This window comes from Rhizobium leguminosarum bv. viciae USDA 2370 (genome assembly GCF_002008365.1).
Classification (GTDB): domain Bacteria; phylum Pseudomonadota; class Alphaproteobacteria; order Rhizobiales; family Rhizobiaceae; genus Rhizobium; species Rhizobium leguminosarum.
In genome coordinates, this window is record NZ_MRDL01000059.1 from 518300 (window position 1) to 540465 (window position 22166).

Sequence of the window (22166 nt, forward strand, 5' to 3'; positions counted from 1 at the left end):
TTTCGGCCGCTTAGCGCCGTTGAGTGAAGACGCGCTCCAGGGCGCCGAACGCCAATTCCGCAAAGATTGCGAGCAGGGCTATCGGGACCGCTCCGACGAGAAGGCGCGGCATGTTCATGATCGCAATGCCGGCATTGATGAAATCGCCAAGTCCGCCGCCGCCGATAAAGGAGGCGAGTGCCGCCCCGCCGATCACCTGGACGGCACTCGTCCTGACGCCTGACAGAATCGCGGGAACGGCCAGAGGAAGTTCGATCTCCCACAGCATCTGCCCGGCGCTCATCCCCATTCCATCGGCCGCATCGATCACCGAGGCGTCGATCTCGCGAATGCCGATGATCGTGTTCAACAGCAGCGGCGGCACGGCAAGGACGATGAGGGCGATCACCGACGGCAACAATCCGATGCCGAGGAAAGGCATCGTCGCCGACAGGATCGCAAGGCTCGGTATGGAGCGCAAGGCGCCGGCGATATTGACCACTGCAAAGGCGGCGCGGGGTGCCCGTGCGACGGCAAATCCGAGCGGCACGGCAATGACAAAAGCGATGCCGAGCGACAGGACGCACATCAGAAGATGGCGATTGAAAGCGTTGAAGAAGGTGCCGGAGTTGTCGAAGATCCAGCTGAATGCATCGATCACGATCATGCCGCTTTACCTCCACTGCGGCGGCGCAGCAGCTTTTCGAACGACGCAAAACAGTAGTCGGCAAAGAGCGCCAGAAATGACGTCAGCAGCCCGCCTGCGATGATCTTTTCAGGAAACCGCTGGTCGATGCCTTCGAAAATGATGACGCCGAGCCCGCCGGCATTGATATAGGCGGCAACGGTCGCGATGCCGATCACTGTTACCACGGCAATGCGGATGCCGCCGACAATATAGGGCATCGCCAGCGGCAGCTCGACTTCCCAGATCCGCCGCGCCGTGCCGTAGCCCATGCCGTCGGCAGCTTCGAGTATGTCACGCGGAATAGCCTGAAATCCCATGCCGATATTGCGGATCAGGATCATCAGCGAATAGGCGGCAAGACCTGTTATAGCGGGCGCCGCCCCGATACCCATGATGGGAATGAGAAGCGCAAACAGCGCCAGGCTGGGCACGGCGAACAGGATACCGGTGAAGATGACGATGGCCGCAAAACTTCGCGGTCGCCTTGCCGCCCATATCCCGACGATCAGCGAGATCACCAGGGCAATGCCGACCGATGAAAAAACGAGATACAGGTGCTCCAACAGCGCTTCGAATAGCCGGTCGAGATGTTTAGGGACCCATTTCATCGCCGAGACCTCCGCGTCCGGGCGCTCATTCGCCTGTCTACCATGGGATCCCCAATCTGCGATCGGCGTCGTCGGCTCTCTGCGGCAGAATATCGTAGGCGGACGGAGTGACCGCCGAAAATCGCCTGAGGCCGAGCCGTTCCAAAACCGCCGCTCCCTCAGGCGTTTCATGCAATGCCACGAGGCTTTGCTTTAACGCTGTGGTGATGTCCACAGGCAATGTCTGCGCGGCAACCAATAGCGGCGCGGGAAGCGGCTCGGTCGTCGCCAGAATACGAAGACCATCGATCGCGTCGGGTTCGTGCATCGACAACAATTGGAAGGCGTAAGCGTCGATCGCGCCCGCATCGATCCTGCCATCCTTGAGGGCGGCGACGATGCCTGAAGGGTTGAGCAGCGGTCCGACCGTCATGCTCTGCTTCATTTTCCCGGCAAACTGGCCGGCAAGGAAGGAGCGCGCCGCGTGGTAGCCCGATTGAGAATCGCGCACGGTCCAGCCCCAGCGTGCCGCAGCGAGATCGGCCACCGCGTTGACTGGCCCGGTGGAGGCGATGAGAATGTGGCTGGCATAGAGCGGCTGGTCCAAAGACCATGCCTCGCTCGAGACGGGTGCGGCAAGCATCGTCGGTCGCGCAGCCTCGCGCATGCGCGAAAACGGATAGCCGCACATGAAGACCGCGCCCATGTCCGGCCTCGCCCATAATTCCGACAGGGGGGCTGGTGCTGCATGAGCGATGATCTCGAGTTCTATGCTGGACTGCGAGCTGACCAGCGCAAACAGCGCGTCCCACAGGCCGCGAATGCGCGGGCTGAGATTATACATTCTCGAACAGGCGATCGGCTTGGACATCACCATGGCGACTATGCGAACCGAAGCCGCTGGCCGATGTTCATCTCTTTTGCCTTGTCGACCATGGCGGCGCCGAGCGCCACGTCGGTCGTGCTGAGGCCGCGATGCCAAAACAGGATCGTCTCCTCATCACTTTCGCGGCCGGGCTTCATGCCGCAGACGATCTGGCCGATTTCGGCATGCAAGTTCTCGGCCGTCACCTTGCCCTCGTCGACGTGACGGCGAAGCGCCCCGAAAGGTTTGCCGGGGCCGCATTGTCCCCAATCGTCGACGACGACCTTGTCCATGATATCGGTGAGATCGAATTCAAGCGCGCTCATCGTGCCATAGGGCACGACGAAGGCCCCCTTCTTCACCCATTCGGTCTTGAACAGCGGCGCTGGTTCCGGCAGGCGGCTGGCCTCGACCATGATGTCGGCGCCCTTGAGGCAATCCTGCCAATTGTCGGTGACAACGATCTTCTTGCCGAGATCCGCCTCAAGACGCTTTGCGAAGGCATCGCGACTTTCCGGCCGGCGCGAATGCACGCGGATTTCCTCGAAGTCGAAGAGATGGTCGAGAAGCCGGACATTCCAGTAAGAGGTTCCGCGCGCACCGATATGACCGAGAATCTTGCTGTCCTTGCGGGCGAGATATTTTGCGCCAAGAGCGGTGACGGCCCCGGTGCGCATGTCGGTGATAGCAGTTGCGTCGATGATGGCCTTCGGCACGCCGGTGTTCGGGTCGAACAGGTTGAGGACCGCAAGCTCCGAGGGCAGATCGACCTTATAGTTGTCGACGAAGTCACCGACAACTTTGACGCCGGCATAGTTCAGCGCTTTGACATAGCCGCGAAGCACGTTGAAATGGCCTTTGTCGGAGCTCTCTGGCACAAGATGGACGCGCGGCTCGATGACGGTTTCGCCCCTGCCCTGCGCATCCAGCGCCTTCGACACTGCATCGAGAACCTCGTCATTCGTCAACGCCAGCGCCTTGGCATCAAGGGCATTGAGATAATCGATCCAGATTTCCTGCATTTCCCGCTTCTCCACATTCCTGTCCGGCTGCTGAGCGGACGGACTTTCGAACAGACACCGTGAAAGGATCGCCACGCCAGGTCGCGGCCGGATCGATATCCGGCCGCGGGGCATGACAATCATTTCGGCAGCAGGCCGTTTTCCTTGAGGAAATCGACCGCCACGTCCTTGGCTTCCTCGTGGTCGGTCTCGACCTTGGCATTGAGGACCCGCATTTTCTCGTTGTCGAGATGGGTGCCGACCGCTTCCAGCAGTTCGGCAACTTTCGGATTGGCCTTCAGCACGTCCTGGCGGATAACGGGGGCCACGTAGTAGGGCGGAAACAGACCCTTGTCGTCTGCCAGCGGCACGAGGTTCTTCGAGCCGATCTGCCAGTCGGTCGCTGCACCGTTGGCGACGTCGATGTCCTTTTGGTCCAGTGCATCATAACGAAGACCAAGCTTGGCAAACTGCTTGAACTCCTTGAACTCGGCATCGTAGACGCGCTTCAGGCCGGGCAGGCCATCGGCGCGGTCGGGAAATTCAGCACCGCCGCCGAAGACCAGGGTCTTGGAAACCTTGGCGAGATCCGACAGGCTCTTCAGATTGCTGGCCTGCGCCGTTTCCTGCCGGACAACGATGACGTAGCCGTTGTTGATGCCGCTCGGCTTCAGCCATGTGAGGTTGAACTGCTTGGCGTAGAAATCCTTGACCTCAGTGTAGACCTTGTCGGCATCGGTCGACATCTCACCCTTGACGACAGAAGCGAGCGCTGTGCCAGTATATTCCGGATAGAGATCGATCTCGCCGGCCACCAATGCCTGGTGAGCAATCAGCGTGCCGCCGAGATTGATCTTGCGCTCGACGGTGATGCCGGCATTTTCCAAAACGGCGGCGTACATTTCGGCGAGGATAAACTGCTCGGTGAAATTCTTGCTGCCGACCTTGATGGTCTCTGCGGATGCAGGCTGGAACATGGCGGCTGCCATGATGCCGGCTGCAAAGATGCCTTTTGTCCAATTTTTCATAACCATTCCCTCTTGTTGACTTTTCAATGAACGAACCGACGGCATTCCCCAGAATGACCGCCGGCATGACCGGTCAGTGCCCTGCCCTTCTTGCCGGGGCAGTGGCGAACCGGGCTTATTGCGGGCCGAGCCCGATCAATGCGGCAATCGTCGCAAAATCCGGCCCTTGTGCGCGATCCTCTTCGAGCGCCGGGACTTGGGTGCGGACGAAAGCATAGGCTTCCGCCGATCCCTTGCCCAATTCGCCTGAGACCCCTCGCAGCTCGACGGCCTGTACCGAGGCGATCAGTTCGATGGCAGTGAGATAGCGCAGGCGCTCGACGATCGCCTGCGTCTTTGCCAAAACGCTCGGAGCCATCGACGCCTGGTCTTCGACGCCATCGGCAACAGGAATGGGCGAAAGCGAAACCGGCATGGCCAGATGGCGGATTTCGGCCTCCATGGCCGAGACGGTCTTTTGCACGGTCGCAAAGCCGGTGCGGCTCTGGCCCATCGCGGTCAGGAAGCGCGGGAGGTCGGACATGGCAGGCGACATGATCTTCATGATCCGATAGGCGGTGCCTGCCGCGCAATGCGCCATGGCCTGCCCCAGCCTTTCCCAGGCGAGCACAAACGCGGTCATGTCAAAATTGCCGTGTGAAAGAATGACGCCCTCGGATACGATCACGACAGGATTGTCGCCGGAACTGACGAGCTCAATCTCGGTCGCCTGCCTTGCCTCGTCGATCGCATGCCTCAACGCACCCCAGACCTGCGGCGTGCAACGGTAGCTCAAAGGATCCTGGAGACGTCTTGCTGCATCGGCGGCAAGCAAGGAGCTGCCCGAAAGCAGCTCCATCAGTTGAGCGGCGACACGGCGTTGCCCGAAGGCGGGTCTTGCAGCCAGAGCGCGATCGTCGAAGACGCTGACATTGGCCCGGAACGCTTCGAAATTAACGGCAATCGCCTTCAGGGACCAATCGAAGAGCCGCTCGATCTCCTCAAGCGCCAGACAGGCGAGGCCGATGGAGAGGCTGTTGGCCACAACAAGCGCATGCCCGTCCTTCGGCGCCAATTCGAGGGGCTTCAGGCCGGCCCTTTCAAGAGCGATGGCGGCCGGCAGCACTTCGCCGCCAAGCTCGATCTCGCCGAAGCCGAGAAGGCCGCGGCTCATATGGGCAAGCGGAGCCAAATCCGCCGCACCAATCGAGCCCAATGATGGGACGACGGGATGGACACTTGCATTGATGGCGGCGATCAGACCGTGGAATACTTTCAGCGAAACGCCGGAACCGCCAGCCGCCATGCCGGCAGCCCTGACGGCCATCATCGCCCGCACGGATTCCTGTGCGAGCGGTTGTCCGACGCCGACGGCGCGGGCTTGCGGCACACGCATCTGGAACGCCACGAGGTCTTCCGTTGCAAGTCGCGTGTCGACACCGGCTCCCAGTCCCGTCGTCAGGCCATAGACCGGCAGATCGTTTGCCGTATAGCGATCGACGACGGCACGCGCCGCGACAATCCGGGCTTCGACCTCGGCGGATATCTCAATCCGCGCATGACGACGGGCAACCGCTGCGATGTCCTCGATCGTCGGCGGAGCCGCGCTGAAGATGATCGATGGAGAATGGGTGGCGCTCACTGTTTCTCTCCGAGAATGGCGACGGGCTTAGAGGGACCCTTGCTGGACCGTGCTTCCAGCCGATATTGCGCGCCGGGATAGTATAAAAGCGCGCAGGTCACGACGGCCTCGCCCGACCAGGTCCGTCGAAAGACGCGCAGGCAAGGGTGATCATTCTTCAGGCCGAGATATTTGCGTATGGCCCTATCCGGTTTGACGGCCTGGACGATATGTTCGAACGCCGTTATCGGTGCGACCTGCGTCAGATATTCGTGCGGCGTCATGCTGTAGAAGTCGGCAGACAGATAATCGGGCGCCACCAGCGGATTGACATAGCGCTCCTCGACCTGAATGGGCTGGTCGTTTTCCATGTGCACGATCAGCGAATGCATCACCTCAGCGCCGAGGATCAGTTGGAGCGCGTCGGCAACGTTAGCATCCGCCTTCATCAGCCCGGCCTTGACGACCACCGCCTTATGCGTGTGACCCCGTTCCAGTATTTCGTCGGCTATGTTGCGGATTTGAAGCAGATCGACGTCGAGGTGCTTTGGCGACACGAACGTTCCGATCCCGGCGGATCGCTTGAGAACGCCCTCGAACATCAGCTCCCGCAGGGCCCGGTTCGCCGTCATGCGGCTGACGCCGAATGCCGCCACCAGTTCGCTTTCGGAGGATACCCGGTCTCCCGGCTGCAGCTTGCCCTCGGCGATGTCGGCCAGGATCTGCTCCTTGATCCTGATATAATGGCGCGCTTCGCCGGCGGCCGGTTTGACTGCTTTCGTCATGACAGCCTCGCCACGCCATTGTCGAGGATGATAGCGCTCCGCGAAGCAACGAGCCCCCTGAAGTGAATCTCGGCGCCGTTGCGCCATATCTGCAGGGTGATCGTTTCTCCGGGAAAGATCGGTGCGCTGAAACGCGCCGCGATTGCGCTCAAGCCAGTCGCCATGCCTGGATCGATGGCAGCGACGATGGCGTAGCCCGCATGGCCGAAGCTGCACAGCCCATGCAGGATCGGCCCGTCAAAGCCGCTTTTGCCGGCTGCCTGCGGATCGACATGCAGCGGATTAAGATCGCCGTTCAGGCGATAGATGAGAGCGGCGTTACCAGGGATGTCGACATTGAATTCGAAGTCCGGCTCTCCGTCCGGGACTTTGGGCAAGGGTTCAGGCGCAAATCCCGCCGAACCGCATCCACCGTCGCCGCGGCACGCGTTCGTCTGGACGATCGTCGCGATGGGCTCGTCACCGTCCGCGGTTGCGATCAGGCGCTCGAAGCTGACGAACATTCCTTTTTCAACACCGCGATCGACTACCGAGAGGACGCGTGAGCGAGAGGTCAGCGGCACATCAAGCGGGACCGGCCGGTGGATCGTCAGGCGATGTTCGGAATGCACGAGACGCGCCCAGTCGACGCCTGTCTGTCGCATCCATGGGCCTGGATGCGCTACGATATTGGCAAGGGTCGGCGCGGTCACGAGATCGCGTTCATAGACGTAGTTCAATGCCTTTTCGTCGAGCGCGTTGGTGCCGTAGCCAACCGACAGGGCGTAAAGGATGGCATCTCTTGCGGTGACCACATGTGTTGCTTGCGGCACCGGGAAGTCGAGGATGGATTGGGCCGGCAGCGTCACGATGCGGCGCCCCCAGATGTCGCGGGTTTGCGAACGCCTCCGGACAGGCGGATGCCGCCGTCAACGGACAGCAATTCACCGGTGACGAAGTCGGCACCCTGAACAAGCCAGACAATGGCGCCGGCAACGTCTTCCGGTGTCGCGACACGGCCGAGCGGCGCGGCGTCCGAAAATCGCTTGGCAGTGGCTCCATAGGCGTCCGGCCCGAGCGTGTCGCGCATCCAGCGCGTATCGATGATGCCAGGACAAACGGCATTGACGCGGATATCGGGACCGCAGGTGCGCGCCAGGGCCAAGGTCAGCGCATTCAGCGCGCCCTTGGAGGCCGTATAGGCAAGCGAGCTGCCGCCGCCAGTAAAGGCAACATTGGATGAGACATTGACGATCGCACCGCCGCCGCTGTCACGCATCGCAGGCACTGCCGCCCGGCACATCTGATAGGCGCCGATGACATTGACACCGAAAACGTTCTGAAAATCTTCGGCCGACAATGTCTCCAGATCGAAAGGATCGGATTTGACCGTCATTGCGGCATTGTTCACCAAGGCGTCGAGCCGCCCCCATCGATCGACGGCAATCGCGACCATTCGGCGGCAAGCCGCGTCATCGGCAACGTCGGCCTGGACGATCTCCACCTCCGCGCCCAGGCTGCGGCAGATATCGCCAGTCTCATCGGCCTCTTTCTTGCTGCGGCTGTAGTTGACGACCACCCTGGCACCGCCCGCGGCGAATTGTTTGACGCATGCAGCCCCGACGCCCGTTGCCGAGCCTGTGACGATGATGGCGGCTCCATCGATTTTCATGGGGCAAAGTCCTTCATGGCGTGGGGCGAAAACAGACGCGCATCCATCTGCTTCAGCCGATCTGACACCGCGACGCTCTTCGGCAGGCGATCGAGAACATGGGCGGCAAGATCGATGCCGGGGGCAAACTCCGTCAGCGTCAGGCATCCGTCAATTACCCGAAAGACAGCCCGTTCGGTGACGACGAGCTGTGATTGCCCTTCCGGCGCAAAGGCGGGGCTCGAACTGATCTGGTCGACATCATCGACGATCTTGCAGAAGCGGCCGTCCTGGATGATGTCGAGCGTGCCGTCGGCAACGGCAATTTCAGCGCCACCGGCCGAAAACGCGCCGAGATAGACAACGTGCTTGGCCGTCTGCGAAATATTGGTGAAGCCGCCGACCCCGACGATGGAATTGTTGAAGCGGCTGACATTGACCGCACCGTGCCGATCCACCTCGGCCATGCCGAGGAAGGCGATATCGAGGCCGCCGCCGTCGTAAAAATCAAACTGCGATGCCTGTGGGATGATGGCGGTCGGATTGACGGCGGCGCCAAAGGACAGCTCCTCGGCCGGCACGCCGCCGATGACGCCGGATTCGATCGTCATCGTATAATCGTCGAATCCCTCTTCGCTGGCGATGCGGCCGATCCCGGCGGCAATGCCGATGCCGAGGTTGATGGTTGGGCGATTGAGCGGCGCCAGCTCCCGGAAGGCACGTCGCTGAATAATTTTATCGACCGACAGTGGCGCCGGCTGCAGGCGGCTCATCGCCATCCGGACGCGCCCGGTATAGGCGATATTGTCCGTCTCGGCGAAACTGACGCCGTGCTGGGCCGGATCATCGCAGACGACGACATAATCGACCAGCACCGCCGGGATGCGAACATCGCCCGGCGGCAGGGAGCCGCGTTCGGCAATCCGCTTGACCTGGACGATGACGATGCCACCGGAGTTTCGGCCCGCCTGCGCCATGGCGAGCACGTCGAGCGGGAACGCCTCGTCCTCGAGGGTGATGTTGCCGTCTTCGTCGGCCGTCGTTCCGCGCAACAGCACGCAGTCGAGCGGCATCGACGGATAAAGCAGCCATTCCTTGCCGCGCAACGACACACGCTCGACAAGCGCACGCGGCGCCGTCGCATTCATGCGGCCGCCGCCATGAAGCGGATCCATGAAGGAGCCGAGCCCGATATGGGTGACCACTCCAGGCTGACCGGCGGCAATCGCCCGATAGAGCTGCGCGATGACGCCCTGCGGCCAGCAATGCGCTTCGATCTTCTCCTCGATCGCCAGCCTGCCAAGGCGCGGCGTTCCGCGCCATCCCCCGGCGATCACGCAGGCGACGAGGCCTTCATAGCCAAAGTGCCCCATGCCGCGCGTCTGACGATCGCCCGTGCTGGCAGCAAACAGAAGTGTCAGGTTGCGGGGTTTTCCAGAGGCGAGGAAACGCTCCTCGACGGCCGCCGTGATGGCTTCGGGATGACAGCATCCTCCAAAACCCGAAGCAGCGACAGTCATCCCATCTTCGAGGAGATCCGCAGCTTGCTGTGAAGAGATGACCCGCATGACGATCTTTGCTTCCCCGGCCTGTATATACAGGCTAGCCGCCGATCGTTTGTAAGGCAACTGGAATCTTTGCCAGTATTTTAGGCACACCACCTTCGATCAGACGATATTCAGCAGTCCGATCAGGCAAAGCCCAAGAGCCGCCAGCGCCAATAGCGACAGCGCCGCCGCCGCGAGGACACGACCGCCGGTATGGGCGACGGATCTGACATCGACGGAGAGACCCAAAGCGGCCATGGCGGTGACGGTGAAGGCGGCGGAGACAGCCGACACCCCGGGCAGCAGCGGCGCCGGGATCGCGTCGAGAGAACGAAGTGTCGCCATGGCTGCAAAACCGAGGATGAACCAGGGGAGAACATGGCGGAGATTGACTGCAGAGCCGCCAGCACGGCGGCCATGAACTGCACCGAGCAGAAGGATGACCGGTCCGAGCATCATCACGCGGATCAGTTTGACGAGCGTGCCCACCTGGGCGCTGACGGCTCCGGCAGAGGCCGTGGCCGCCAATACCTGCGGGACGGCATAGGCTGTCAGGCCTGCGAAAACGCCATATTGTACGGCGCTCAGACCCAAGAGCAGATGAAGAAGCGGCAGCGTCAGCACTGCCCCGATGCCGAGCAGCGCGGTAAAGGCTATCGAGGCCGCGATATCATCCGGTTTGGCGCCGATCACGGGCGCTGCGGCGGCAATCGCAGAATTGCCGCAGATCGAGTTGCCGCAAGCAACCAAGGTCGCCAGGCTGGCCGACAGTCCGAAGAGCCGTCCGATCAGAAAGCTGCCGGCCAAAGACAGAGCAACCAGAACGGCAATTCCGCCGACAAGCGGGAGCCCAGCCTGCCGAATGGCAGCCGTGCTGAGCGAGGCGCCAAGCAACACGACGGCAATTTCGAGAAGCGTCTTGGCGGCGAACTGGATGCCGGGAATGAAAGTCTGCGGCAGACAGACCGAGGAGCGCACGGCAATGCCGATCAGAATGGCAAGCACGAGGCTCTCGATCCAATGCGAGCCGAAAATCATCAACTGCAGCCGCTCAACAAGATGCGCAGCGAGCGTGACCGCCGCACAAAGAACGAGTCCCGGCAGGACAGCAGGAAACGACGGGGAACGGGAGGCGGAAACGAGCATCGGCAAGACCTTGCGCAAGGACTGCACTGTCCCACACTCAATTATCGACTTCCATTGAATAGTTTATTATGATTCATTCGGTAAAATCGAACGATTGATCATGACATTTGAACAGCTTTCCATTTTCGTCGCGGTTGCGGAACGCGAGCATCTGACCAATGCTGCCTCCGCGATCGGGCTGACGCCATCGGCCGTCAGTTCGGCGATCCGCAATCTCGAGGCCTCCTATGGCGTCGAGCTTTTCCACCGCGTCGGACGCCGCATAGAGCTGACATATGAAGGACGGGTGTTTCTAGGGGAGGCAAGAGCGACGCTGGCGCGCGCCAAGGCCGCGGCGCTTGTCTTGTCCGATCTCGGCGGCTTGCAAAAGGGTGAACTGGTCGTTTTTGCAAGCCAGACGATCGCAAGCTACTGGCTGCCGGCGATGCTGATGCGTTTCAAGATCCGCTACCCGGGCATTGACCTGAAGCTGATGATTGGCAACACGACCACGGCGGCAAAAGCGGTTCTCGATGGATTGGCCGAAGTCGGCTTCGTCGAAGGCAGCGTTGACGAGCCGGCGCTGAATATTCAGCCGCTTGCCGAGGACGAACTGCTTGTCGTCGTAGGTCCGCGTCATCCCTGGGCGCGTGGCAAGGCAATTGCACCGACGGACCTGGTTTCAGGCACGAAATGGGTCATGCGGGAAAGAGGGTCCGGAACCCGGTCGGCTTTCGAGGCGGCGATTTCCAATCTCGGCATAGCCCCCGGAAATCTGGCTGTCGCGCTTGAACTGCCGTCGAACGAGGCGGTCATATCGGCAGCAAGAGAAGGCCTCTGCGCGACGGTCGTCTCAGGTGCCGTGGCGGCGCCGCTCTTGACGCAAGGTCTTCTGGTGAAGGTGCGCTTTCATCTGCCGTCCCGGCAATTTGCAATCCTGCGGCATAAGCAAAGGCACTCCAGCCGTGCCTCATTGGCGCTGGAAACGATTTGCCGCGAGGATAAAGCTGCCGAAGTCAAAAATGGGGAGGACTGGGCGCTCTAGAGCCTTTCCGGGTTAGATTGAAGCATTCTGCCGGAGCAGGTTTTCGTCAGGGCAAAGGCGATTGGCGACGGGCATACCTCTTGGTACGTCCGAGCCGATCGCCTTTGCCCTGGCGGAAAGATGCCCGGCCCTTCGGGTTGGCTGNATTGGCGACGGGCATACCTCTTGGTACGTCCGAGCCGATCGCCTTTGCCCTGGCGGAAAGATGCCCGGCCCTTCGGGTTGGCTGAAACGGGCCGGCTGATCGACCGGCCGGCTTGGCCGTAGAGCTGGGCTACGACGCGCGCCGGCCGGTCGACCATCCGACTCCGTTTGAGCCAACAGAATGCTTCAATCTAACCCGGAAAGGCTCTAGGTGTGGATCCTCAAGAGGTTGTCTCGGTTGAGGCCGAGGCGACTGATGGGTGTTTTTGATTTCAGGCTGCCGTGCGGACGAGCCCGCGAAGGCCCCGGCGAAGGTTCCTGCTCGGGAGATGGTGGTGGCTGCGAGCCCAATCGATGCTTCCCGTATGGAACGAAAACCACGTGCGGCGGTTATATGACCGCCTTCCTCCTCAACAACCGAGCGTGGCGGTCCTGATGTAGCGCGATCGAAAGTGATTCACATGATCAAAGTCCTTGCATGCTCCATCGCCGTTGCGACGGCCGCAATGGCAACGGCAGGCGCCGCCCACGCCGACGAATCCGCCTTCTTGAAAACACTGGCGGGAAGTTGGAGCGGTAACGGGACCGTGAAAGTGCGGACAAATGCACCCACCATTAAAGTCACTTGCCGTTTCAAATCGGATGCGAATGCAAGCTCCCTCGCACTCAATGGGCGTTGTACCAGCCTTGTCGTTTTTTCCCGCGTCATCAGCGCGAACCTCAAGGCCACTGGTGACACCTACACTGGCTCCTACGTGGGCGCGGGCACCGGCACCGCGGGTCTTGGCGGAAAGCGCGCTGGTAATGCCATAAGTCTCGCGATCAGATGGGCGAAAGAAGTCAACGGCGATCGGCGTGCGCAGATGACGATCGAAAAAACCGGAGCATCGGGCATGCGCCTCACAACCATCGATACCGACCCTGCTACCGGTCGATCGGTTGTTACGAGCCGCATTGAGCTTCGTCGGAGCTGACGTCTTTTTGCGTTCAAAAAGCCACGAGTGTGCTAAAGGGTTGATAGAGAAGCGTCGAAGCTATAGTTTCGCCTTCGCAAATCGTCGAACGATACAAGGAAATATTTATCTCATGCCGACAGGTACCGTTAAATTCTTCAATGACGACAAGGGCTTCGGCTTCATCACCCCTGAGGGTGGCGGGCAGGACGTTTTTGTTCACGTGTCTGCGCTGCAAAGCGGCGGGTCGCTCCGCGAAGGCGACAAGGTCAGCTTCGAAGTTGGCCAGGATCGCAAGACCGGAAAATCGAAGGCTGAGAACGTCTCGACTCTCTGATCGAAAATCGATGGCCCAACCTGCATTGAGCGGGTTGGGCTCATCGTCACGAGCCGCAATTCCACGCATTCACTTTAGAGAATGCGAGGGGCTAATTACGCCCCTGATAGGACGCTCTCCGCGGCCTTCTCGGCAATCATTATCACCGGCGAGTTGGTGTTTCCCGACACGATCGTCGGCATGATCGATGCATCGACCACCCGCAGTTTCGCCAGCCCATGCACCCGCAATTGCGGATCGACAACCGCCATCACGTCGTTGCCCATCTTGCAGGTGCCGACCGGATGGAAGATCGTTGTGGCGATATCGCCGACGCGACGGATCAGTTCCTCGTCACTCTGGTATTCCAGGCCCGGCAGCATTTCCTGCGGCCGGTACTTGCGAATGGCGCCGGCCTCCATGAGCCGGCGGGCGTGCCGAACCGATTTCGTCGCAAGCAACCGGTCGCCGACGGTCGAAAGATAATTCGGGCGGATTTCCGGCGCCACGGAAAGGTCCGGGCCGCCAACATGCACGGTCCCCCGGCTTTCCGGCCGCAGATTGCAGACGGAGACGGTGACGGCGGGATATTTGTGCAGCGGCTCGCCGAGCCGGTCGGTGCTCAAGGGCTGTACGTGATATTCGAGATCGGCGGTCGCAACAGCGGGGTCGCTCTTGGCAAAGATACCGAGCTGGCTCGGCGCCATCGACAGTGGCCCTGACCGGCGCAGCATATATTCAAGCCCCATGCCCGCCCGGGTGAACAGGTTGTGATAGAGCTGGTTCAGCGTCTTTGCGCCCTCGATGCGGAAGACCGTACGGATTTGCAGATGGTCCTGCAGGTTTTCGCCGACACCCGGAAGTTCATGGACGACGTCGAGTCCGGCAGCCGACAGCACATCCGGGCGACCGACCCCGGAAAGCTCCAGGATTTTCGGTGAATTGATCGCACCGGCAGACAGAATGACCTCGCGACCGGCGCGAGCCAGATGATTCTGCCCGTTCAGCCGGAATCGCACGCCGGTCACCATTCTGCCGTCGAATTCCAGCCGCTCGGTTTCGGCGCTGGTCAGCACATATAGATTGGGCCGCTTCATTGCCCGGCGCAAAAAGGCCTTGGTCGTATTCCAGCGCAGGCCGCCGCGCTGGTTGACCTCGAAATAGCCTGAGCCCTCATTGTCGCCATCGTTGAAATCGTCGGTCTTCGGGATACCGAGTTCTTCTGCGGCATCACGAAAGGCATCGAGGATCGGCCAGGAAAGCCGCTGCTTTTCCACCCGCCATTCGCCGCCTGCCCCGTGCATAGGCGACTTGCCGCGATAGTTGTCCTCGGATTTCAGGAAATAGGGCAGCACGTCGTCCCAGCCCCAGCCGGAATTGCCCGCCTGCCGCCAACCGTCGTAATCGGCCGCCTGGCCGCGCATGTAGATCATGCCGTTGATCGACGAGCAGCCGCCCAGCAGTTTTCCGCGCGGATAGGGCAATGACCGGCCGTTCAGTCCGGCCTCCGCCGCCGTCTTCATCATCCAATCGGTGCGTGGATTGCCCATGCAGTAGAGATAGCCGATCGGCACATGCACCCAATGATACCGGTCGCTGCCGCCGGCTTCGAGCAACAGGACGCGGGTTTTCGGATCGGCCGACAGCCGGTTGGCCAGAACGCATCCCGCCGATCCTGCGCCGACGATGATGAAATCGTAGCTTCCCGCATCAATGGCCGCATAATTCATACGCATGTTCATGCCGCCGCCCCCGCTGCCGCCGGCGGAACCGCTGTCAGACGCCGCCAGAGCGGTGCCATCGCTTCGGCGATATCCTGATAGAGAGCGTAACGCCGCGCATAGTGTGCCTCGAGCGAGACATCCGGACGATAATACCGCTCTGCCCGAACCATGGCCGCAGCACCAGCGCCGAAGTCCGCGAAAATGCCGACGCCGGTTCCGGCCGCAATAGCCGCTCCCAGCGCACCGGTTTCACGCGAGCGGGCAACGCTGACCGGAACGCCGAGCACATCGGCGAAGATCTGCGGCCAGATCAGGCTGCGCGAGCCGCCGCCGGACAGCACGGCTTCGTTGAAGACCGCGCCCGCCTTTCGGATCGTCTCGATGTGCTGGCGATGACCGAAGGCGACACCTTCGAGAAGCGCGCGAACGAGATGTCCCTTGGTGTGCCAACCGGCAAGACCGTAGAAGCCGGCGCGCGCGTGGCCGTCCTGCTGGGCGCCATAGAGATATGGATGGTAGATCGGATCGTCTGTCGTGGGCTCGATCGCCCCGGCCAGCGCGCAGCAGGCATCAAAGGGCGAAACGCCTTCAGCATGCTCGCCTTCGAAGAACTCCCGCACCAGCCATTCGAGATTGGCAGCCGAGGTGGCGCTGTTCTCCATCGCCATGTAGCGGCTGCGATCGAAGGTCGAGGACATGAAGACTGGCTCGTCGAGGTCGGGGATGTCGATGATGACCTGGTTGATGCTCCAGGTGCCGGCAATGATCGAGGCGCTGCCGGTGCGCGCAACGCCGGAGCCGAGCGCCGAGGCGACGACGTCGAACAGTCCGCCGACCACAGGTGTACCAGCGGCGAGCCCGGTTTGCCCCGCCACCTCTTCCGTCACCGTCCCGGCAATGTCGGCGCTTTCGATGAGCGGCGGCAAGAGGTCCATGCAATCGTCCAGTCCATAGGCCTCCATCAGCGCCTTGTCGTAGCGGCGCGCGGCAAGATCCAGCAGACCGGCCCCCGACATGTCGGACACTTCGCTGACACGCAGGCCGGTCAGGCGGTTGACGACAAAATCCTTGGAGAAGAACACCGTACCGATGCGGTTAAACAAATCCGGCCGGTGACGCTTCAGCCAGGCAAGCAATGTCGGCGTCTGGGATGGCCACGGACGCTGGCGGGCAATCGGATAGGTCCGGTCACCAACGCCGGCATCTCGCCATTCATCGACCAACCCGGCCGCCCGCGTGTCGAGCGACTGGATGCCGATGAGCGGAGCGCCGTCGCGATCAAGCGCATAAAGACCGTTGCCATGCCCGGCGCAACCGATCGCGGCGATTTCCTCCGGCTGGATCTCTGCCTTTTCGATGCAGGCGCGGATGACCTGCCGTGCATTTGTCCAGAGTTCGTCCAACCCTCGCTCGACATGCCCCGGGCTCGGCATGCGGCTGTGTCCTTCTTCGGACGCAGCCGCGATCTCGTTGCCGTGCCGGTCGAAAATCACCGCCTTGATAACGGTGTTTCCGGCGTCGAGCCCCAAAAGATACTCTCCCATGCAGAACCCTCCCGAGATTCGAAATCGCTGCTCAGCCCTGCTGATAGAGCGCAAAGGCCTGTTCGCTGCTCGCGTCCTCGTGCACGATCGCCATCAGCCCGCGCACCACGGCACTCGGATTGGCGTGCTGATAGATGTTGCGGCCATAGACCATGCCCATTGCACCCTGCCGCATCAAGGCCGCGGATTTGTCGAAGACGGCACCAAGATCCTCCTTGCCGCCGCCGCGCACGAGAACCGGGCAACGGGCTGCTTCCACCACTCTGTGGAAATCCTCGGCATTGGTGGTTGGGTCCGCCTTGACGATATCCGCACCTATCTCGCGGGCGAGCCGCGTCAACGTAACGATCTTGTCGGCATCGCCGTCGACCATGTAGCCGCCCTTTTCCGTCACCGGCTGCATCACCAACGGCTCGATCATCAGCGGCATGCCATACTTGTCGCAATCGGCCCGGACGCGGGAAATATTCTCAACGCACTGGCGGAACAGGTCCGGCTCGTCCGGCAGCATGAACAGGTTGACGACGACGCAGGCTGCATCCATCTCGATCGCGCCGATCAATGGTTCGGCCTCGTTCTGCAGCACCGCCCACATGTCGCGGTGGCGGACCCGGTTATAGGGATTGCCCATGTCGATGCGCATGACTAGCGCCGGCTTGTCCTTGCCGGGCACATGCTGCAGCAGGTCGGCCTGGCCGTAATTCATCTGGATCGCGTCCGGCCCTGCAGAAACCAGCGCCTTGACGACGGCCTGAATGTCCTCCAGCCCGTTGAGGAAGGATGGTTCGTTGCAGACGCCGTGATCGATCGCCACATCGAGGCAGCGGCCGCCGCCGAACAGCCGGTTCATCCGGACTTTGCTGTTGTGTCGCATTCTGTGCTCCTTGGTTCGTTCCTTGCGGAAAGCATGTCTTCGTCGACGCCGTGGCGTTGGTTGAGAAGGGTGAGAAAACGGTCGCGCTCACGGGCGCGATGCGCGAGCGTCCAGCGCTTTTCCTGCGCCAGCAGGTCGAGTGCGGCATCCATCATGTCGAGCGTAAGCTCGCCGGAAACGGCAAGCGTCGTGCGCCGCAAAAGCAGGTCGTCGAGATGTTCCACCGCTTCCTCGCGGATCAGGAACTGCAATTCGCGTATCGAGTAGCCGGCGTGCGGCAGCGCCGCATCGGGGCCTGCCGCGGTGAAGCCGGCAATTGCCTCGGCATCCGTGCCGTATCGGGCAAACAGCTCAGCCATGCGCCCTCCGGAAAGGCCTTTGTTGGCTGCCATCTGCGTTAGCCAGGCGAACGCGTTGGCCGGAAATGCCCGCCCGCCGCCGATCGGCCGATCGGTTGTCGCAACGCGGCGGCGCCTGCCGAGCCTTGCCAAAGCCATGTCGGCCGCCAGTTCCCCGAAGGACCGGAATGTCGTCCACTTGCCGCCGATCATGCAGAATACCGGCGGACCACCCTTGGAAGGCTCCAGCACGGTGCAGAAGTGATCGCGCGGGATGCGGCCGGTAAAACTGTCGGTGCTGGCCGGCAGCGGCCGCACGCCGGAAAACTGGAAAACGATTTGTTCGGGCCGGATGGGAATGCCCGGCAGCACGAAGGCGAGCGACTGCAGGATATAATCCCGCTCGTCCGCCTCGCAGCGCACCGTTTCCGGATCATCGACGCGGATATCGGTGGAACCGACGAGAACCTTGCCGAGATAAGGAAACAGGATGCAGATCCGCCCGTCCTCGTTCTCGTAGTAGATCATGTGATCCGCGAGCGCATCGCGCAGGTCCGCATTGTCGATGATGAGATGCGAGCCCTTGGTGCCGCCCATCAGCGGTGACGGCCGCGCTTCCGGCGAAAACAGGGTCTGATTGGCAAGGTCGATCCAGCCGCCGGTGGCGTTGATGATCAGCGCCGGTTCGACGCTAACGGACGCGCCGCCGATCTGGTCTTCGACACGATATTGGCCATCCTCTGTCCGCTGCAATTCGGCATAGTTCAGCGCCATCGCCCCGAACTTTGCTAAAAGACCATCCTGCAGAAGCTCGATGCCTAGCCGCTCCGGATGGCTGACCCAGGCGTCGAAATAGGTGGCGGAACTCTTGATGTCGGGATTGAGCGCCGGCCATTTGGCAAGCGTCGTGCGCCGGCCGCGAAACTGGTGGCGCGGCATCAGTGCCCGCTTGCGCGTCAGGAAATCATAGATGCTCAGGCCCGCCTTGATGGCGACGGCGCCACGCCGGCTCGGGCGACGGCTGAGGCCCAGAAAGCGGACGATGCCATTGCCGAGGCCGGAAAAGTTATCGAACACCGGCACCGTCGTCGGCAGCGGCGCGACATAATGGGGCGCGTTGCGCAACAGCCGGTCCCGCTCGACCAGCGATTCCTGCACCAGCTTGAATTCGCCGTTCTCAAGATAGCGAAGCCCGCCATGCACCATGCGCGACAGCGCCGAACTGGCCCCGGAGCAATAGTCGTGCTTCTCGACGAGCAGCACACTCAGTCCCTGCAGCGCCAGTTCCCGAAAGACGCTGATGCCGTTGATGCCGCCACCGATGACGCACACGTCCACCTTCGGGCTCTGGCTGAGCCCGTCCAAAATCTCTTGCCGTTTCATGATGGCGATCCGCTACCTGTCCATGTCAGTCAGTTTCGCCGCTATGGCCGTATCGATGGTCGCAAGATCGGCCGCATCCAGCCGGATGGTCCCGGCCCGCGCATTGTCGAGCGCTTGTGCCGGATTGCGCGCCCCGCAAAGTGCAAAGGTGATGCCCGGCTGCGCCAGCGTCCAGGCAATCACGATTTGGGCGATGCTCGCGCCGTGTTTTTCTGCGACCGGCCGGATGGCGTTGGCCAGCGCCGTCGCCTTCTGGCGGTTGTCGACTGAAAAGCGCGGATTGTCCTTGCGCTGGTCATCGCCGGAAAACACACGGTCGGGACCGATGGTGCCGGACAGCAACCCCAGCGCCAGCGACGAGTAGCTCAGCGTCGCAATGCTGTTGGCCTTGGTCAGTGGCAGAAGCTCCGCCTCGATCTCCCGGTCGATCATGCTGAACCGCTCCTGGATCGCATCGAGACCACCGACAGCGATATAGGCATTGAGGTCGTCGGGGCTGACATTGCTTGCGCCGATTGCCCGGATCTTGCCCGATGTGCGCAGGTCTTCCAGCGTCCGCATCGTTTCCTCGACCGAGGTCGTCGGATCCTGCCAATGGGTGATGTAGAGATCGATATAGTCGGTCCCGAGCCGCCTCAGGCTTTCCTCGACCTCGTGCAGGATCGCGTCGCGGCCGAGATAACGGTGGACCGGTTTGCCGTCTTGATCGAAGAAATGACGACCCTTCTGCGTATGCCAGACAAGGCCGCATTTGGTGGCGATGACAGCCTTGTCGCGGCGCCCAGCCAGTGCCTTGCCGACGATCTCCTCGGAACGTCCGAGCCCATAGGCTGGCGCCGTGTCGATCAGCGTCACGCCGGCATCGAGCGATGCCTGGATCGCAGCAATGGATTCGGCCTCATCGGTCCCGCCCCACATCCAGCCGCCGATAGCCCAGGTGCCCAGTCCCACCGCCGAGGCGGAAACGCCGGATTTGCCGATCTCACGTTTCAATTGCTGCCCGCTCATGCCCATTTTCCTTCGCCATTCGCCAGTGCCAGCACCCGCGCACCCGTCGCCTCATCGGTCACCAGCGTATCGAGATGATTGCCCCTGAGAACGCTGAGGATCGGGCCTGCCTTGTTCGGCCCGCTCGCCACACCGATCTTGGTGGGGATCGAGGCGAATTCCGGCAGCGTCAGCGACACCAGCGAACGGTTGAGGCTGTAGTCGCAGACCTGGCCATGATCATCGAGCAGATGCGCCAGCAATTCGCAGGAGGCGCCGGACCGCTCGATCGCGGCGCGGTCGGTGCTTGAGGACGGATGCAGGTCGTAATAGCTCGAATCGTCCGACAGGATCGAGCCAATGCCGACCACCGCCACCTTCGCCTCGCGCGCCCGTTTGAAAACGTCAGCGACGGAACGCATGTTGATCAGCATCGCCCGCTGCTCGGCATCATCGGCAAAGAGAGGCGCATGGATCTGGTAGGAACGTCCCCCAAGCCGGTCGGCCATCAAGGTCGAGACATGATTGACGTCGGTATAGTGTTTACCCTGCACGCAGCCGGTTGCTGGAATGACCTCGACATTGAACCGACGCGGCGGCTGCAGACCGGCAACGACGGCGCTCACCCCTTTGCCGCCGGTGATGCAGATCGTATCGCCGTCGGTGATCTCTTCCAGCAGCAACCTTGCTGCCGCTTCGCCGACGGCCTGGAGCGCCGTCTGCGGATTGTCGGACACGGTCGGCACCACCACGGCGCGGCCGATGCCGCCAAGCGCCCGTAGCCGTTCTTCCATGTCGACCAGCGGCTCGACCGGCGACTTGATCTTGATCTCGACCAGGCCGAGCTGGCGGCCGCGCTTGATCAGGCGGTTGACGGTGGCGTGCGAGATGCCCAGCTGATCGGCAATCTGCGCCTGTGTCAGTCCCTCGAGGAAATGCAGAACCAGAGCCTGGTGCATCTGTCGGGCGATGACGATTTCCTCGCGCGGCGCGTTTGCGGGTTTGAGTTTGGCTATCGGCATATCAGGCAGCCTTCCGCTTGTGCAGGAAATGGTCGATCGAGACGGCGGCAAGCAGAATGCAGCCTTTGATCATGTCTTGCCAATAGACGGACACGTCGAGCAAGATCAACGAGCTTGTTACGACCGACAGCAGGGCAATGCCGAGAATTGCCCCCAAGATCGTGCCGGAGCCGCCATTCAGCGATGCACCGCCGATCACCGCGGCTGCGATGATGTTGAGCTCCATGCCGACCCCAAAGGTCGGGGTCGCGGCACCGAAGCGGGACATGTAGATCACACCGGCAACACCGGACAGCGTGGCGCAGAGCACCGTCACCCAGAACGTCACCTGGTTGGTCTTGATCCCGGAATAGAGCGCCGCTTTCTCATTGCTGCCGGTGTAGAACACCTTGCGGAAGGCGGTTGCCCGGCGCAGCAGGAAATCGAACAGCACGACGACCGCGACAAAAATCAGGATCACATAGGGAACGCCGTAGAACGTGCCCTGCCCGACCGCCTTGAACGAGGGTGGCAAGGTGAACAGCGACAGCGGCGTGCCCTTGGTGATGATCAGGCAGATACCGCGTACGATCACCATCGCCGCAAGCGAGGTGATGAAATGGTTGAGGCCGACCACCGTGACGAAGAAGCCCATGACACAGCCGATCAGGCCGCTGGCAATGATCCCGATCAGGGAAGCGCTCCACGGATCGAGCCCCATCAGGAACAGCGAGCCCGACAGCACCATCGAGAAACAGACGACCGAGCCGACCGACAGGTCGATGCCGCCGACGATCAACAGGATGGTCATGCCGACGACGACGATCCCTTCCACCGAGAACGACATCAGCATCGCCCGGAAGTTGCCGAGCGTCAGAAAATGCGGCGAGGCAAAGCTCATGACGATGCAGAGCGCCAGGATGATCGCGATCAATCCCGCCTCGCGCATCGTTCCCAGCCGTTTCCAGCCGGGCGTGCGTGCCTGATGTACAGCTGCCAACGTAGCGTCCGCCATGACCTTG

The 22166-nt window shown here is 61.7% G+C and carries 21 protein-coding genes; 3 read left to right on the forward strand and 18 right to left on the reverse strand.

Annotation, left to right across the window (positions count from 1 at the left end; translation table 11 throughout):
• Window positions 1-10: 10 nt before the first annotated feature.
• The 11 genes from BS629_RS36510 to BS629_RS36560 all read right to left on the reverse strand — a co-directional run bounded on the left by BS629_RS36510 (window position 11) and on the right by BS629_RS36560 (window position 10856).
• Entirely contained in the window at window positions 11-646 is a 636-nt protein-coding gene (locus tag BS629_RS36510) for an ABC transporter permease (RefSeq protein ID WP_018245833.1), read from the reverse strand.
• Window positions 643-1275: an ABC transporter permease gene (locus tag BS629_RS36515; protein ID WP_018245834.1), complete on the reverse strand. Its 633-nt coding sequence runs from the start codon at window positions 1273-1275 to the stop codon at window positions 643-645. Before BS629_RS36515 ends, BS629_RS36510 begins: the two co-directional genes overlap by 4 nt.
• Window positions 1276-1312: 37 nt before the next feature.
• Window positions 1313-2131, reverse strand: coding sequence for a phosphate/phosphite/phosphonate ABC transporter substrate-binding protein (locus BS629_RS36520; protein WP_018245835.1), 819 nt, complete (start codon window positions 2129-2131; stop codon window positions 1313-1315).
• Between the two features lie 5 nt (window positions 2132-2136).
• Complete coding sequence (locus tag BS629_RS36525; protein ID WP_026188710.1) at window positions 2137-3141, reverse strand: ornithine cyclodeaminase family protein; 1005 nt, start codon at window positions 3139-3141, stop codon at window positions 2137-2139.
• A gap of 119 nt (window positions 3142-3260) precedes the next feature.
• Entirely contained in the window at window positions 3261-4193 is a 933-nt protein-coding gene (locus BS629_RS36530; RefSeq protein WP_018245837.1) for a glycine betaine ABC transporter substrate-binding protein, read from the reverse strand.
• A 70-nt stretch (window positions 4194-4263) separates the two neighbouring features.
• Window positions 4264-5769, reverse strand: coding sequence for an HAL/PAL/TAL family ammonia-lyase (locus BS629_RS36535; protein WP_018245838.1), 1506 nt, complete (start codon window positions 5767-5769; stop codon window positions 4264-4266).
• Window positions 5766-6533, reverse strand: a complete 768-nt coding sequence (hutC, locus tag BS629_RS36540; RefSeq protein ID WP_018245839.1) for a histidine utilization transcriptional repressor HutC — start codon at window positions 6531-6533, stop codon at window positions 5766-5768. The genes BS629_RS36535 and hutC overlap by 4 nt, the downstream gene beginning before the upstream one ends.
• A complete protein-coding gene (locus tag BS629_RS36545) occupies window positions 6530-7381 on the reverse strand; it encodes a MaoC family dehydratase (protein WP_077988803.1) in 852 nt (283 codons plus the stop codon). Before BS629_RS36545 ends, hutC begins: the two co-directional genes overlap by 4 nt.
• Complete coding sequence (locus BS629_RS36550; RefSeq protein ID WP_018245841.1) at window positions 7378-8184, reverse strand: SDR family NAD(P)-dependent oxidoreductase; 807 nt, start codon at window positions 8182-8184, stop codon at window positions 7378-7380. Before BS629_RS36550 ends, BS629_RS36545 begins: the two co-directional genes overlap by 4 nt.
• Window positions 8181-9731 carry an acyl CoA:acetate/3-ketoacid CoA transferase gene (locus BS629_RS36555; protein ID WP_018245842.1) on the reverse strand — a complete coding sequence of 517 codons (1551 nt, stop codon included), beginning with the start codon at window positions 9729-9731 and terminating at the stop codon, window positions 8181-8183. The genes BS629_RS36550 and BS629_RS36555 overlap by 4 nt, the downstream gene beginning before the upstream one ends.
• Before the next feature lie 99 nt (window positions 9732-9830).
• Window positions 9831-10856 carry a YeiH family protein gene (locus BS629_RS36560; protein ID WP_050566319.1) on the reverse strand — a complete coding sequence of 342 codons (1026 nt, stop codon included), beginning with the start codon at window positions 10854-10856 and terminating at the stop codon, window positions 9831-9833.
• A 100-nt stretch (window positions 10857-10956) separates the two neighbouring features.
• Here BS629_RS36560 and BS629_RS36565 point away from each other — a divergent pair, with 100 nt between their 5' ends.
• The 3 genes from BS629_RS36565 (at window position 10957) to BS629_RS36580 (ending at window position 13314) form a co-directional block, all read left to right on the forward strand.
• Window positions 10957-11880, forward strand: a complete 924-nt coding sequence (locus BS629_RS36565; RefSeq protein ID WP_020572889.1) for a LysR family transcriptional regulator — start codon at window positions 10957-10959, stop codon at window positions 11878-11880.
• Window positions 11881-12485: 605 nt separating this feature from the next.
• Window positions 12486-12998: a hypothetical protein gene (locus BS629_RS36575; RefSeq protein WP_018245845.1), complete on the forward strand. Its 513-nt coding sequence runs from the start codon at window positions 12486-12488 to the stop codon at window positions 12996-12998.
• Between the two features lie 112 nt (window positions 12999-13110).
• A complete protein-coding gene (locus tag BS629_RS36580; protein WP_003550088.1) occupies window positions 13111-13314 on the forward strand; it encodes a cold-shock protein in 204 nt (67 codons plus the stop codon).
• A 95-nt stretch (window positions 13315-13409) separates the two neighbouring features.
• Here the strand turns inward: BS629_RS36580 and BS629_RS36585 are convergent, their stop codons facing one another.
• The 7 genes from BS629_RS36585 to BS629_RS36615 are packed head-to-tail and all read right to left on the reverse strand — an operon-like array spanning window position 13410 to window position 22159.
• Complete coding sequence (locus BS629_RS36585; RefSeq protein WP_026188711.1) at window positions 13410-15035, reverse strand: GMC family oxidoreductase; 1626 nt, start codon at window positions 15033-15035, stop codon at window positions 13410-13412.
• Entirely contained in the window at window positions 15032-16561 is a 1530-nt protein-coding gene (locus tag BS629_RS36590) for an FGGY-family carbohydrate kinase (protein WP_018245847.1), read from the reverse strand. Before BS629_RS36590 ends, BS629_RS36585 begins: the two co-directional genes overlap by 4 nt.
• Window positions 16562-16592: 31 nt before the next feature.
• Entirely contained in the window at window positions 16593-17435 is an 843-nt protein-coding gene (locus tag BS629_RS36595) for a class I fructose-bisphosphate aldolase (protein ID WP_032981299.1), read from the reverse strand.
• Window positions 17408-19156 carry a glycerol-3-phosphate dehydrogenase/oxidase gene (locus tag BS629_RS36600; protein WP_018245849.1) on the reverse strand — a complete coding sequence of 583 codons (1749 nt, stop codon included), beginning with the start codon at window positions 19154-19156 and terminating at the stop codon, window positions 17408-17410. The genes BS629_RS36595 and BS629_RS36600 overlap by 28 nt, the downstream gene beginning before the upstream one ends.
• 12 nt (window positions 19157-19168) lie before the next feature.
• On the reverse strand, window positions 19169-20164 hold the full coding sequence (locus BS629_RS36605; protein ID WP_018245850.1) for an aldo/keto reductase: 996 nt from the start codon (window positions 20162-20164) through the stop codon (window positions 19169-19171).
• Window positions 20161-21165: a sugar-binding transcriptional regulator gene (locus BS629_RS36610; RefSeq protein WP_011649510.1), complete on the reverse strand. Its 1005-nt coding sequence runs from the start codon at window positions 21163-21165 to the stop codon at window positions 20161-20163. Before BS629_RS36610 ends, BS629_RS36605 begins: the two co-directional genes overlap by 4 nt.
• Before the next feature lies 1 nt (window position 21166).
• Window positions 21167-22159: an ABC transporter permease gene (locus BS629_RS36615; RefSeq protein ID WP_077988804.1), complete on the reverse strand. Its 993-nt coding sequence runs from the start codon at window positions 22157-22159 to the stop codon at window positions 21167-21169.
• Window positions 22160-22166: the final 7 nt, after the last annotated feature.